We start from the raw sequence: 13,508 nt of genomic DNA, 5'->3' as shown, positions 1-13,508 counted from the left end.
GCTCGCCCAGCACCTGCACATCCGCCCGTGGGAGCTCGACCGGCTGACGCTGCGCGAGTTCAACCAGGCGTGCTCCTACATCGACGAGCTCGAGGAGGCGGCGCAACGTGGCGGGTAAGACGACGGTCCTGCAGTTCCTCCTGACCGCCAAGGACCGCGCGTCGGGAGACTTCGACAAGGTCTCGGGCGCGGCGGGCCGCACGCGCGGCGCGCTCAGCAAGCTCAAGGTCGCCGGCGGCGTCGCTCTCGGGGCGCTCGCCGCCGGCGTCGGAGCGTGGGCGGTGGAGTCGGTCAACTCCCTCGGCCGGATCGAGCAGATCGGCGCCCAGACCGAGGCCGCGATCAAGTCGACCGGCGGTGCCGCACAGCGCACCCGCGAGCAGATCGACAACCTCGCGGGCTCGATCGAGGGCATGTCCGGTGTCGAGGCCGAGACCATCACCCAGGGTCAGAACCTCCTGCTCACCTTCACGAACATCAAGGGCGCGACGTTCGACGACGCGACCCGGTCGATGACGGACATGGCCGTCGCGCTGAACAAGGGCTCGCTCGAGGGCCTCGACATGTCGAGCTCCGCGCAGATGCTCGGCAAGGCGCTCAACGACCCCGTCGCCGGCGTGTCGAAGCTGACGAAGATCGGCGTCACCTTCACCCAGGCCCAGAAGGACCAGATCAAGGCGATGGCCGAGGCCGGCGACGTCGCCGGTGCGCAGTCGGTCATCCTGCAGGAGCTGCAGAAGGAGTTCGGCGGCTCCGCGGAGGCCGCGGGGCGGACGACCGTCGGCAAGTTCGAGCGGGTGCAGCACGCGCTCGGCACGATGGGCGAGACGATCTTCGCGAAGGTCCTCCCCGCGGTCTCGTCCGTGTCGGACTTCCTGCTCACCAAGGGCGTGCCCGCGTTCGACGCGTTCGCGGGCTGGGTGGGCGACAACGTCGCCCCCGCACTCGGGCGGCTGGGCGAGGTCATCTCAACCAACGTCGTCCCCTTCGTAGGTGACCTGGCAGACAAGTTCCAGACCAACGTCCTGCCGGCCCTCAAGGTCGCCGGGTCGTGGGTCGTCGGCACGCTCGTCCCGGCCCTCGCGTCGATGGGCTCGTTGGTCGTTCGGAACAAGGACTGGCTCGTCGCGCTCGCGGTTGGCGTGGGCGGCGCGGTGCTGTCGTGGAAGGCGTGGCACGGCGCGATCCTGCTGTGGCAGACCGCGACGAAGGCCGCGGCGGCCGTCCAGGCGGCGTTCGACGTCGTGATGAGCGCGAACCCCGTCCTGCTCGTCGTCGCCGCTGTGGCGGCGCTCGTGGCCGGCCTGACGTACTTCTTCACGCAGACCGAGACCGGGCGCAAGGTATGGGCGGGCTTCACGTCGTTCCTGTCGACCGCGTGGGAGCGCATCAAGGCCGCCTTCTCCGCAGGCTGGAACGCCGTCAAGGGCTTCCTCGGCCGCACGTGGGACCTCATCAAGAAGGTGTGGTCCTTCTCGCCGCTCGGCCTGATCGTGTCGAACTGGAGCAAGATCACCGGTTTCTTCGCCTCGATCCCGGGGCGTGTGAGCGAGATCTTCAACCGCGCTCTCGGGGTCATCAAGACGGTGTGGGCGTTCACGCCGCTCGGGATCATCACGAAGAACTGGGGTCGGATTACGGCCTTCTTCTCCGGCATCCCGGGGAAGGTCAAGGGCTACTTCAGCTCGGCGGTCTCGTGGCTGCGGTCCGCGGGGTCGCAGGTCCTGACCGGCCTGAAGTCCGGCTTGGAGTCGGCGTGGACGTCGGTCCTGTCGTGGGTCTCGGGGCGCAAGGACGCGGTCGTGAGCGCGTTCTCCGGCGCGGTGTCCTGGCTGCGCGAGGCAGGCGGCAACGTCGTGCAGGGGCTGCTCAACGGCATCGGGGACCTGGCTGGGACGATCGGCACGTGGTTCCTGAACAAGGTCCCGGGCTGGATCCGGGACCCGTTCAAGAAGGCCCTCGGGATCCACTCGCCGTCGACGGAGTTCGCCGGGTACGGGCGCAACCTCATGGAGGGTCTGCTCGACAAGGGCATCGGCGCGCACCTCGACAAGGTCACCGCGATGATGAGCAAGCTCGTCGAGCGGATCAAGGGCACCAAGGGCCTGCTCGGCAAGGACGCGCTCGTCGACCTGGTCACGGCCCGCACGCGGGCCCTCACCGCGGCGTACAAGGCCCAGGAGGCGGCCGTCTCGCGGCTGCGCTCGGCCCAGGAGAAGTACGCCGACCTGGTCAACTCCCGCAAGGAGATGGTGAACGAGATCCGGGGAAACCTCACCGGACAGCTCGACCTGGGCTCGCTCGTCGGCCAGACCGACGAGAACGGCTACAAGCGGGAGACGACGTTCTCCTCCGTGTCGGGTGCGGTCAAGTCGATGGCCGCGAAGGCGAAGAAGTTCGCCGGCCTCATGCGCAAGATGGTGAAGATCGGCATCCCTCGCGCACTCGTGCAGCAGGTCGCGGGCATGGGGTTCGACGAGGGCACCGAGGTCGCGAAGGCGCTGGTGTCGGGGTCTGCGGCGGAGGTCGCGTCGCTGCGTCGGTCGTGGGCCGAGCTCGACAAGTGGTCAGCCTCCGCGGGCCGTGTCGTCGCAGGGCAGCAGTACGACCCGGCGATCCGTGAGCAGCGCGACGTCGTCAAGGAGCGGCAGGAGGCCGCACGTGCCGCTCAGCGGGACCGCGAGAAGCTCGCGAAGGAGATCGCGAAGGAGATCGCGGCCGCGCTCGAGCGCGCGCAGTTCGCGACGAGCGTCAACGTCAAGGCGTCCCTCGCCGTCGACGGCCGCGCTGCGGCGCAGGTCACGAAGGTTGGGATCACGGAGCTGCGTCGCAGCGGAGATCGGACGGTGTGACGGATGCTGTGGGCACAGCTCGGCCCGCTCGGGTCGCTCGTCGACCTCCCCGACGTGCTGCCCGTGCAGATCACGGCGGAGCGCGGGTCCTCGGAGCTCACGACCATCGGCGGCCGCCGGCACGTGCAGCGGGGCGTGCGGGCACCGCGCGCGTGGGCGGTGTCGTCGACGTGGCTGCAGCCCCAGGCGGCGGCGTTCCTCGAGGCGTGCGCCCAGGACGCCGTCCCCGGGCCGCTGTACCTGCTGACGTCGGACGCGGCGGTGGCGAACCTGCTGCCGCCGCACCTGGCGGCACCCGGCGCCGGTGGGGATCGCAGCCTGGGAGCGTTGGGCACGAACCCGTCGACGGTCACCGTGCCCGGCATCGGGCCGATGCGCGGTGTCGCGTTCCCGACGTCGCCGGGCCCCTGGTCCGAGACGGTCCCGGTGCGGCCCTCGGTGGCGTTGACGCTCTCGTGCTGGGCGGCATCCCCGTCGACGATCGGCTCCGGCGCCGGCCTGCTCTCGTGGCGCACGGTCAACGCCGCGGGCGCGCAGGTCGCCAGCGGGATCGTCACGGCACCGGGCGGGACGACAACCCTCCGGGCGACGACGTCGTTCACGCCGGCCGCGTCAGCGGTCGGGGTACAGCTGCGACCGCAGACGGTCGTCGCCGGCACCCTCACCGCCATCCGTCTGACCGAGGGCCCGCCGGCGACTACCGACTGGGTCGCCGGCCGCGGCGGCGCACGGGTCGTCGTCGAGGACCCGGCCCAGACGCTGAACCTCGTGCGCGGCTCGACGTCGTTCGCCGACTACTCGTGGGTCCTGAAGGAGGTGGGGTGAGTGCCGACACCCCGCTCGACCGTCACGGCCGACCTCGGTGCGGGACCCGAGGCCCTCGACGCGCCCTCGTGGTCGATCAAGCGCGACCTCTCGGGGGGCTCGCTCCCCGCGCAGGTGCGTGGGGGCAGCGGCTTCGCACTCGCCACGGGCAGCGTGGACGTCACGCTGCCGGACGGTCGCACGCCATGGACGACCGAGAAGATCCGGCCCGGCGGGGAGGTGTCGATCACCGCCGCGGTGAGCGCCACGGACACTGACCAGACCGTCGGTGACCTCAAGATCCGCAGCGTCGGTGCCTCGTCCGCGCTCTCGCGCTCGCGGCGGCTCGCGGTCGAGGACATCCTCCCCAAGGCGCGACTCGAGCTGCCGCAGCTGCTCGCCTCGATGGTCGACCCCGCACAGATCGGCCTCGCGCCGTTCGACGCGGTGTGGGTCATCGACCAGGCCGCACGCGCGTGCGGGTTCCACGCGACGCCCGAGCCGGTACCGTCCGCGCTGCTGTGCGTTCACGCGTGCGGCTCGCCGCTGCCCGAGGTCGGAACCTACGCGGGCGCGGGCCTGGGCGAGCGGGTCTACACCTGGCCGCTGGACCACCTCGGCCGCGTGTCCATGCGGTTCGAGCTGCCGGTGGGCGGTGCACGCCCCGTCTACACGCTCGCGGGGCCAATCCCGGTGGGCGCGACGGCCTACCTGACCCTGAACAAGGTCCGGATGCCCGGCGCGTCCTCGACGCTCACCTTCTGGGACCGCACCGGCGAATCCATCACCTTCACGTTCGGGCACAGCCCGACCGAGGTGTACCCAACGTTCAGGCACGGCCACACCAGTCCCGGTGGGAGTGTCGATCTCCCCGCCGTGGTGGCCCGTTCCGACTGGCGCGTCCAGGTGCAGATCGAGCGGACCTCCGCGACCGAGACCCGCGCGCGAGTGCGTTCCGCTGGCGGCTGGTCCTCCTGGGCGACGAGCACGGGGGTCGCGGTCGGTGAGCTGACCACGATGGACCAGAGCACCTCGCTCTCCGGTCTGCAGGTGCATCTCGCGGATGCCGACGCGGCTCTCACGTCCCCGACGGCGTGGCTCGCGTCCGCCGACAGCCCGCTGTCCGCGCTGGTCGGGATCGGCGACCAGGACGCCTGGACGGTCGCCCAGCAGGTCGCGTCGTGCACTCTCGGTGCCCTGTGGCTCGCTGAGGACGGCGTCCTGCGGTACCGCAACCGCTCGCAGATGCGCGGCGGCGAGGGTACGGGCGGAGCGGCGCGGATCGTCGCGGCGACGACCGTCGAGGACCTGCCGTGGTCGGTGAGCGAGGACGACGTCGCTGACCGCGTCGAGGTGACCTACCAGCCGGCCGACGTACAGACCGTCACGGACTACTCCCTCACGGTGTGGGAGTCGCCCGACGTGCTGGCGATCAAGGCCGGCAAGACGAGCACGCTCGTGGTCGACCTCGAGGCGCCCGTCGACCAGCTCGCACCGTGGTTGTCGGTCACGAGCACCGCCGAGTTCCCGATCGGGCAGCGCTCGCGGTGGGCGGCGTCGACGACGCGCGACGGGTCCGTGGTTGCGTCCGCGACAGCCCTGCAGGTGAGTGCGGTACTGGTGAATCCGTCTCGGGCACGGATCTCGATCAAGAACACCACGGGCTCGACGCTCTACACCGGTGGGGCGACGTCCTCGACGGCCCTGATCCTCCGCGCGAACGTCGTTGCCCGCTCGGGCGAGGCGGTGACGATCGACACGGGCAAGGCGGCCGCAGACGCGCTGTCGCCGCTGCAGGTGAGCCTCGCCCCGTGGGTGCAGGACGAGGACACAGCGGAGTCGGTGCTCGCCTGGCTCGCGGATCAGACGAGCAAGCCGCTGCCCGTGCTCGAAGACGTCAACGTCGTCCCCGACCTCACCGTCCGACTCGGCGACGTCCGGGTCCTCGAGGACCCGGACTTCACCGAGCTCACGTCAAAGGTCCTCATCGTGGGCAACACGCTCTCGGGCGACCCGTCCGGGCTCAAACAGCAGCTCCGCCTGGTGGTCCTCTCGACGCTCGTCCGGGACGTCGACGAGTACTACGAGAGCGGCGGCACCGTGCAGACCCTCGACGACGACGTCGTCGCAGCGCTCACCGCCGGCGCGACGGTCGACGCCGCCGACGGCTGGCTCGAGAGGAGGTACCTCAGTTGAGCTCGGACCCTTCCGTCCTCCCGTCGTACGTCGCACGCACCGAGCCGTACCGAGACGTCGACGGCGACGGGCCGATCACCCGCGGCACGAAGCGGATCGTGCAGTGGCTCACCGCCGTGTTCCCGCTCGGGGCCGGTGCGTGGACGGCGTACACCCCGACGGTCACGGGCCTGGCGCTCGGCACGGGGGGGACGGTCACGGGCCGCTACTCGCGTGTGGGTCGTCGTGTCCGCGGCCGCGTGGAGATCGTGCTCGGCACGGGGTTCGCGTTCTCGGGGGACCTGCAGGTGACGCTGCCGGTCACGCCGGCGTATGGGTACGTGCGTGCGGATGCGCTCGGTCGCATGTCGACGTCGGGCTCGATCTTCGAGCTCGTCGCGGCGGTGTACTCGGTGACCACGTCGACGCCGCTCACGGTGCGCTACGCGGCCACGAACCAGCAGCACACGACGATCACCGGCACGCTGCCGGCGTCGTGGTCTGCGGGAGGCCGCATCGTCGTGGAGTTCGCGTACGAGGCTGCTGCCGACTGACCAGTCCTGTCCCGTCTGGGCCCCGCGCCGTCGTCGGCACGGGGCCCTCGCTTGCCCGGAGGTGTCCCCGTGGCGACCACGAACAACGGCTGGCGCATCGTCGAGGAGCACGCGGTCACGCGCGTGTACCTGGCCGACGACGGCGACGGCGCGCAGATCCTGACCGGCGATGTCGCGCGCGCGCTCGGCTGGCTCGTCGAGCAGATCCACACACGCGTCGAGCGGGTCACCAAGGTCAACGGGTGGCGGTCCGCGGCCTACAACCAGCAGGTGGGCGGCGCGCCGGGCTCGAACCACATGTCGGGCACCGCGGTCGACGTGAACGGCCACCTGCACCCGTACGAGGCCGGGCGGCGCAGCGCGGCGTACGGCACCGGCGGGTGGGGCACCGAGGGCGTCAAGCGCGTCCGCCAGATCCTCGCCGAGGCCTCCGGCCTGTTCGCGTGGGGCCTGGACTACAACCCGGGCTGGCGCGATGGCATGCACTTCGACATCGCCAAGGGCAAGACGTCCGACGACGTGGCGCGCTTCGTCGCCACGCTCACCCCTGTCCCCGAGGAGGACACCATGAGCCGAGCCGACGCGTACGGCGGCACCCTGGACCTGATCCTGACCGCCGGCAAGCGGGACACCCCGGAGGGTCGGCAGGCGTCCGACGCGCTGCGCGAGGTGCTGCAGCCCACCGTGGCCGCCGAGGTCGCCGCGGCGCTCGAGCCGATCGCCGCGGATGTCGCGTGGCTGCGCACGCACGGGCAGACGGGCCTGGCCCGGCTCGTGCGCGAGCAGGGCACGAGGCTCTCGGCGGTGTCGGCCGACGTCGCGACGATCCTGCGCGACGCAGGCGTGGTCGACGCCGACGACGTCGCGGACCGCATCCTCGACCGCATGGCCGAGCGGCTGCAGTCGTGACGGCATCGCCCGGGCAGCCGGACGACGTCACGCTCGCCGTCGTCGCGGCCCGACTCGCGGACGTCCGCGAGGAGATGCGCGGCATGCGCTCCGATCTCGCGTCGCACCGCGCCGAGCTCGTGCCGCGTGGCGAGTGGGAGCAGCGCAACCGACACGTGGACTCCCGCTTCCAGGAGCACGGCCGCGAGATCGGGACGCTGCGCACGGCGATTGAGACGAAGACGAGCGACGTCGACCTGAAGATCGCGACGGCGGTCTCGTCGGCGGTGGGCACCGTCAAGGAGCAGCTCGCCGAGGTGAAGCAGACCGCGGCGGCCGCTGAACAGCGCGCGGAGTCCCGCCGCGCGCCGTGGTGGGCGATCGCGACGTCCCTGGCAGGCATCGCGTCGCTCGGCGTCGTGCTCGTCGAGAAGATCGCGACCTAGGAGACCCGCATGAGCGAGCAGTACCGCACGAAGCCCGCCGCCGTCGAGGCGATGCGCCTGGACCTGGACAACGGCATCACCGTCGCGACCTGGTGCGGCGGCCAGTACCACGTCCTGACCGACGCCGCGGCGTCCCCGCCGGACGTCCGCGCGTGGGTCGAGATCCAGACGATCGACGGCCCCCTCGTCGCCGATGTCGGCGACTACGTCGTCAAGGGCGTGCAGGGCGATTTCTACCCCCGCAAGGCCGCCGCGTTCGACGCCACGTACGAGCCGATCACCGAGAGCGAGGACACCCCATGACCACCACCCCGCCCACCCCCGTCGACGAGCGCACCGCGCTTTCCGAGCTCGCCGTCGCGACCCTGCGCACCGCCGTCCCTGCGCTGTGGGGCACGCTCGTCGCGGCCCTCCTCGCCGTGCTCGCCGGGCACCTCCCCGACGACGTGACCGACGCGCTCGCGGGCGTGCTCGCCTCGGACGTGGTGCTCGGTCTGGTCGTCACGCTCGTGATCGCGCTGTGGTACTGGCTGTGGCGGCGCGTCGAGCAGCACCTGCCGCTGTGGCTCGTGCGCCTGGTGCTCGGCTCGGCGCGGACCCCGGTGTACGCGCTGACCCCGGCGGATGCGGTGCTGACGGAGGTCGCGCAGGTCGAGCCGGTGGCGACGAGGTCGCCATGCGATCAGTGCGGAGCGCCCAGCACGTACACCACGACGCAGGGCGGGATCCGGTTCTGCGACGAGCACGGGCCGCGGTCGCGATGACGACGGTCCGCCTCGACGTGCGCGCCCCGTCGACCGTCGGCGCGGACACACCCGCCGTCGGGTACCTGGAGTGGTCCCCGACGGCACGCCGGGTCGTGGGTGAGGGCGCGGACGCGCACGTGACCCTGCCGTCCGCGCAGCGCGTCCCGCTCGCCGGAGCGCCGGTCGAGGTCAAGGTCGCAGCGACGACAGCGGCGTGGTGCTGGCGCGTCCAGGAGCGCGTCTCTGGCGGCAAGACCCGCTATGTCGCCGTCCCGGACACGACGGACGTGCTCGCGTACGCGGAGCTCGTTGACGTCGACCCGACCACCCTGGTGCCGCTCGACCCGGTCCCGCCGTCGGCGACCGCAGTGCTCGAGGACGCGTCGGCGGCACGCGACCAGGCGGTCGCGGCCGCGGCGACCGCGACGAACTCAGCCGAGGACGCGTCCGGCTCGGCGGCTGCGGCTGCGGCTGCGCTCGCGGCGATCGAGGCGCTCCCGACGTGGTGGGTCGGGACGCAGGCGCAGTACGACGCGCTCGCGGTCAAGGACCCCGGCACGCTGTACCTGGTGACGGCGTGACACGCCTGGACGTCGCCCGGCGTGTGTACGTCGGCGCTACGAGGGTCGGGGCCATCTACAGGGGCTCGCAGAAGCTCGCGACCACGCGCACCAACTTCGCCACCGACCCGCAGCCGACGCTCCTGAGCGGTTCCAACGTTCTCGGGTGGCACACGGGCAGATGGTTCGGCAAGGCCCCCGCCGCTGGGACGCACACTCTCGTCACCGGCGCGACTGACGGTCCGGTCGGCATCACGTGCTATCTCCGCAAGACGTGGACGGCTAGCCCACCGCTGATGACAGACAGCGGCGACACCGGTTTCCAGATCGGAGGAACGGCTGCACGTCGGCTCGCTGTGCAGCCGGGCGAGATCTGGACCTTCTCCGCGTACCTGCGCCCGTCGATCAAGCGCAACCTGAACCTCGACGTGTACTGCTACGCGGCGGACGGCGTCACGTCGGTCACGCCCTCCGGCTGGGGCAGTCAGCGCGCCTTCCCGTCCGGCGCGTTGATCCGTCCGGGGGTGACCGCCTCGCGTGTCCTCGCTGAGGCGGGCCAGTGGGCGCGTGTCTCGCTGACGATGACGGTCCCGGAGGATGTCTACAAGATCGACCTGATGGCAGACAGCAACGGCGTCGCCACGAACGGCGAGCAGTTGTGGGGCCCCGGCGACACGCTCGACGGCACCGCGCTCCTCGCCGAGCGCGGCAGCGAGCTGCGGCCGTACTTCGACCCGCTCATGGAGCCCCGCGCCGAATGGACCGGCGTCGCAAGCCGCAGCGCCTCGACCCTCTGGACGCTCTGAACGCCCCCCTGCCCAGACGCAGCCCCGCCCCACCTCTTCGGAGATGGGGCGGGGCCCTTCGTTATGCCCGCCCCAAGGTGGGACTGCGTCGATGACGACGACTCGCGCTGTCGACGGCTGGCGCGGGGGGTGAAGTTCCGCGGACCGCCGCCCGCGGCCCCGCCCCGTGGCGGCATGCTCTGCTGCATGGGCTTCAAAGACAGGGTGCGGGCCGCGCGAGAACACGCTCAGTACGACGCCCACCTCGGTGACGTGCGGGTACTCAACGGTGAGTTGTGTTGGTGGCCCAAGGGGCAGAAGGGCGAGCGACGTCCCATCGGCGGCGCGACGGCGGTGTTCGAGTCCGGGTCCGCGCGTGAACGGACGACGGTGACCCGAGTCGCGGCCGGCGCGATCATCGCGGGCCCGGTGGGAGCGATCGTGGGCGGCCTGCTGCGCAAGCAGGAGGGGCGCGTGTACGTGACGATCACGCTCCCGGACGGATCGGTCGTAGTTGCGGATGCCCCCGTGAAGGACGAAGCGGCCGCGCGGGCGTTCGCGCAGAAGGTGAACGCGGCTGGCGCGCACTACCCCGTCGAGCCATGACGACGCGGGGGCACGCCCAGGGCGCCGATACTCTGGGAGTGCCCCTGTAGCTCAGCTGGCAGAGCAGCCGACTTTTAATCGGCGGGTCCCGGGTTCGATCCCCGGCGGGGGCACCAGTGAGCCCGCTACCGTCGGCACCATGAGCCTGGGCTACGCGTACGAGAAGTTGAGTGCCACGGTGTCTTCGCTCGCTGACTCTGAGGGCACACTACGTGATCGGCTGCTGAACGCGTGGACCAGCCAGGGCGTCCGCACGCCCGTGGTCGACGGCGGCGCCGTGTTCCCTGACCTCGCGCGACGGCTCGACGCGCTGCATAAGCGGATGAGTTCGGTGCGCGAGGGTTCCGAGGGGTGGATCGCCGCCACGGTGGCAGCGATGACCGAGGAGGACGCACGCGCGGTGGTCCGCGAGATGCTCGAGCTGGCTTCGATCGTGACAGAGCTCCACTGGCGTGACGTCGTACGCGCGGAGGTCGAGAACGCCGGCTAGGCGACTCGTCGCACGGGACCAACGGCTCCGATCGTCGCGGCGGCGGCTACGGCGTTGCGCAGGTGGTCGTCGGGCATCTGGACGTAGATCAGGGTCGTCTCCGTCGACGCGTGCCCGAGCAGCTTCGACACCGCGAGCAGGTCACGCGTCGCCGCGTAGGCCACCGTCCCGAATCGGTGGCGCAAGGTGTGCGCGGTCCAGGGCGCGGGCAGCAGCGCCGACAGGAGCTTCGACACGTGGTTCGGGGTGATGTGACCGCCGCGCTGGACGTTGGGGAACAGCCACCCGTCGCAGGCGAGCAGCGCGTCGCGCAGGTGCCCGTCGACGATCGGCACCAGACGCTCGTGACCGCCCTTCCCGTGCACGAGCAGCATGTCCCCGTCGTAGTCGTCGCGGTGCACGCGCGAGATCTCGCCGGCCCGCAGTCCGGCGAGCGCGCCGAGCTCGACCATGAGGCGCTCGCGGGCGTCGGCGCGCTCGAGCGCGGCGGCGACGATCCCCTCGGGTGTGGGGCGGGGTCGGCCGCGGGGGACGCGCACGGTCGGGAGGCCGAGTGCGGGGTCGACACTCACGCGGTCGGTTCGGTGTGCCCAGCGGTAGAAGCCGGCGATCGCCGTGCGTGCGGACTTGCGCGCTGACGCGCCGCCGGGCACCTCGCCGAGCATCGCCTCGAGGCGGCGGGTCGTGATGTCCCAGGGTGACCCGCCCAGCAGCGCGGCGGCGTGCCGGAGATAGTGCCGGTAGAGCACGATCGTCTGGGGTCGTCTTCCGACGCCGCGCAGCGCGCGGCAGTACTCCTCGATGGCGTCGGACCAGCTCGCGGTCACGCGGGTTCCTCTCTCACGGCGGCGTGAGAGGGATTCATCGGACAAGACGAGCGTCAGGTGCACGGGACGTAGCCCGGGCTGGGGATGCGGCATCGGAGACCGGGGGCTGGGGTCGGGTCGCCCCGTCAGGCGACGACCGGCCGCGTCCAGACGACGCGGGTGCTGCGCCCGGCCGGCGAGATGAGGCAGGCGACCCCGACCGCGACGACGAGCCGCCCGCGGTACCGCGGCCAGACCTTCCGCCGCAGCGCGTCGACTCGCGCGTCGACGGCGTCGATTGACTCGTGTATGGCCTGCAGGTCCGCGGCGCGCACGCCGCGGCAGATCGCCTCGCGGAGCGCGCCGTAGGCGGCTTCGCGGGCCTCGTCGATCGCCTCGAGCTCGGCGACGGTCTCAGCGTCGAGCCTGGGCGCGCGGCGCGCGGTGGCGGTCGTCATCCTGCCTGGTCCTCGAGGCGCTGCTCACGTGCGGGGAACGTGAGCACGACGGCGTCGCGGCGCTCGTCGTGCTCGCTGACCTGCGCGTACGTGTAATCCGCGGGTTGTGGGTTCGATCCCCACGGGGCCCACTGACCTTGGGTGTACCTGTCCTTCATCGTCGAGCCAGGCTCAGAGTCGCTGACGTGGACCCCGTCGTCGTGGACGGGTCAGGTCGCTGCGGTGTGTAGGTGTTCGGGGTCGGCCCAGGTGCGGGCGACCTCGGTGGGGGTGCGGTAGGCCAGCCCGGAGTGCGGGCGGTGGTGGTAGGTGTCGATGTAGGAGGCGATCTCGTGACGTGCCTGGTCGATGGTCTCCCACTCGGTGCGCCAGGCGCAGCGCTTCTTGAACTGTCCGAACCAGGACTCGATGAACGCCTGGGACTCGGGTCGCGGTAGCCACCGCGGCGGTGGGTGATGCCGCGGGCGGACAGGTGCTTGCGGAAGTCCCGGCTGGTGAACTGGCTGCCGTTGTCGGTTCCGAGCGTCAGACGCCCGGGCGCGACCGAGCGCGCGAGGACGGCGCCCTCGACGCAGGCGATCGCCTCGTCGGTGCGTGTGCGCAGGTCCAGGGTCCAGCCGGCGACCTCCCGGGTGCAGCAGTCCACCGCGACGTGCAGGTAGACCCATCCGTGCGCCGCAGTCCAGACCTTGGTCATGTCCAGGTGCCACAGCTCGTCGGGCCGCCGGACCCGGAAGTAGCCCGGCCGGCGGCGCCGGTCGGTGCTACGGGAGCGTTGCAGCAGCCCGTGGGCGCGCATGACGCGCTGGACCCGCTTGCGGTTGACCGGCTCGCCCAGCGCCCGCGAGGCCAGGGCTGCGACCATCCTGGTCCCGTCGACCGGGTTCGCGCGGGCGACCTCGACGATCGCGTCGTCACCTGGTCGACCATGTCCCGGACCGGCGCCGGGTGGTCGCCGGGAGATCGGCCGGTAGAGCGCCTGACGGGACACCCCGGCGACGCGCGCGACGACGGCTGGCTTGCGCCCGGTGGCGATCACGGCGCGGGCCCTGGACACCCGGGTGCTCACGTCCAGTCCCGCGAGAGTTCCCCCGCGATCTCCAACTCATAGGTCTTGCGCCCCAAGGTGCGTACCAGGGCGGCGACCTTCTTCTTCAGCTCGACGACCTCCACGTGCTCCGGAGTCCGGGCGTTCGAGGCGGCCAGGGCGGCCTTGCCGCCCTCGAGCAGCTTGTCCCTCCAGGAGTAGTAGAGGGTCTCGGAGATCTCGTACTCACGGCACACGTCGCGCACCGACCGGTCGCCGCGCAGCCCGGCCAGGACGACCTCGGTCTTCTT

16 protein-coding genes, 1 tRNA gene and 2 pseudogenes are annotated in these 13,508 nt (G+C 71.6%); 13 read left to right on the top strand and 6 right to left on the bottom strand.

The genetic code is table 11. The features are described 5' to 3' along the window. Window positions 1-107 precede the first annotated feature (107 nt). From CUD01_RS01865 to CUD01_RS01805, 13 genes are all read left to right on the top strand, one after another. Entirely contained in the window at window positions 108-2,852 is a 2,745-nt protein-coding gene (locus tag CUD01_RS01865) for a phage tail protein (protein ID WP_141318248.1), read from the top strand. A gap of 3 nt (window positions 2,853-2,855) precedes the next feature. Beyond that, entirely contained in the window at window positions 2,856-3,677 is an 822-nt protein-coding gene (locus CUD01_RS01860; RefSeq protein ID WP_141318246.1) for a hypothetical protein, read from the top strand. Further along, a complete protein-coding gene (locus tag CUD01_RS01855; protein WP_141318244.1) occupies window positions 3,678-5,852 on the top strand; it encodes a hypothetical protein in 2,175 nt (724 codons plus the stop codon). It abuts the gene before it with no gap. Beyond that, window positions 5,849-6,385 carry a hypothetical protein gene (locus CUD01_RS01850; protein WP_141318242.1) on the top strand — a complete coding sequence of 179 codons (537 nt, stop codon included), beginning with the start codon at window positions 5,849-5,851 and terminating at the stop codon, window positions 6,383-6,385. Before CUD01_RS01855 ends, CUD01_RS01850 begins: the two co-directional genes overlap by 4 nt. A 69-nt stretch (window positions 6,386-6,454) precedes the next feature. Next, entirely contained in the window at window positions 6,455-7,294 is an 840-nt protein-coding gene (locus tag CUD01_RS01845) for a M15 family metallopeptidase (RefSeq protein WP_166772175.1), read from the top strand. Further along, on the top strand, window positions 7,291-7,719 hold the full coding sequence (locus CUD01_RS01840; RefSeq protein ID WP_141318238.1) for a hypothetical protein: 429 nt from the start codon (window positions 7,291-7,293) through the stop codon (window positions 7,717-7,719). Before CUD01_RS01845 ends, CUD01_RS01840 begins: the two co-directional genes overlap by 4 nt. Window positions 7,720-7,728: 9 nt before the next feature. Then, complete coding sequence (locus tag CUD01_RS01835) at window positions 7,729-8,022, top strand: hypothetical protein (RefSeq protein ID WP_141318236.1); 294 nt, start codon at window positions 7,729-7,731, stop codon at window positions 8,020-8,022. After that, on the top strand, window positions 8,019-8,483 hold the full coding sequence (locus CUD01_RS01830) for a hypothetical protein (protein WP_141318234.1): 465 nt from the start codon (window positions 8,019-8,021) through the stop codon (window positions 8,481-8,483). Before CUD01_RS01835 ends, CUD01_RS01830 begins: the two co-directional genes overlap by 4 nt. Then, complete coding sequence (locus tag CUD01_RS01825) at window positions 8,480-9,046, top strand: phage upper tail fiber protein (RefSeq protein WP_141318232.1); 567 nt, start codon at window positions 8,480-8,482, stop codon at window positions 9,044-9,046. Before CUD01_RS01830 ends, CUD01_RS01825 begins: the two co-directional genes overlap by 4 nt. Further along, complete coding sequence (locus tag CUD01_RS01820; RefSeq protein ID WP_141318230.1) at window positions 9,043-9,831, top strand: hypothetical protein; 789 nt, start codon at window positions 9,043-9,045, stop codon at window positions 9,829-9,831. The genes CUD01_RS01825 and CUD01_RS01820 overlap by 4 nt, the downstream gene beginning before the upstream one ends. Before the next feature lie 186 nt (window positions 9,832-10,017). Next, window positions 10,018-10,416: a hypothetical protein gene (locus tag CUD01_RS01815; protein WP_141318228.1), complete on the top strand. Its 399-nt coding sequence runs from the start codon at window positions 10,018-10,020 to the stop codon at window positions 10,414-10,416. 40 nt (window positions 10,417-10,456) lie between these two features. Further along, window positions 10,457-10,532: transfer RNA gene (locus CUD01_RS01810), tRNA-Lys, on the top strand. A 23-nt stretch (window positions 10,533-10,555) separates the two neighbouring features. Continuing rightward, window positions 10,556-10,906: a hypothetical protein gene (locus CUD01_RS01805; protein WP_141318226.1), complete on the top strand. Its 351-nt coding sequence runs from the start codon at window positions 10,556-10,558 to the stop codon at window positions 10,904-10,906. Here the strand turns inward: CUD01_RS01805 and CUD01_RS01800 are convergent. The 6 genes and pseudogenes from CUD01_RS01800 to CUD01_RS01785 form a co-directional block, all read right to left on the bottom strand. Further along, entirely contained in the window at window positions 10,903-11,733 is an 831-nt protein-coding gene (locus CUD01_RS01800) for a tyrosine-type recombinase/integrase (RefSeq protein ID WP_208405635.1), read from the bottom strand. The two genes, CUD01_RS01805 and CUD01_RS01800, sit on opposite strands and share 4 nt — an antisense overlap. A gap of 125 nt (window positions 11,734-11,858) precedes the next feature. After that, window positions 11,859-12,170 carry a hypothetical protein gene (locus CUD01_RS01795; protein ID WP_141318224.1) on the bottom strand — a complete coding sequence of 104 codons (312 nt, stop codon included), beginning with the start codon at window positions 12,168-12,170 and terminating at the stop codon, window positions 11,859-11,861. Further along, on the bottom strand, window positions 12,167-12,328 hold the full coding sequence (locus CUD01_RS16385) for a hypothetical protein (RefSeq protein WP_166772177.1): 162 nt from the start codon (window positions 12,326-12,328) through the stop codon (window positions 12,167-12,169). Before CUD01_RS16385 ends, CUD01_RS01795 begins: the two co-directional genes overlap by 4 nt. A 51-nt stretch (window positions 12,329-12,379) precedes the next feature. Then, window positions 12,380-12,589 (bottom strand): annotated as a pseudogene (locus CUD01_RS17320) (integrase core domain-containing protein); the annotation flags it as partial. A 26-nt stretch (window positions 12,590-12,615) separates the two neighbouring features. After that, a pseudogene (locus tag CUD01_RS17315) lies at window positions 12,616-13,161 on the bottom strand (DDE-type integrase/transposase/recombinase); the annotation flags it as partial. A 74-nt stretch (window positions 13,162-13,235) separates the two neighbouring features. Continuing rightward, window positions 13,236-13,508: transposase (locus CUD01_RS01785; protein ID WP_141318220.1), on the bottom strand; the 273-nt coding region annotated here is incomplete at its 5' end.

This window comes from Cellulomonas uda (assembly GCF_006538705.1).
Lineage (GTDB): Bacteria > Actinomycetota > Actinomycetes > Actinomycetales > Cellulomonadaceae > Cellulomonas > Cellulomonas uda.
Note: the sequence above shows the minus strand (reverse complement) of the source record. Positions and strands in the feature narration are given on the sequence as shown.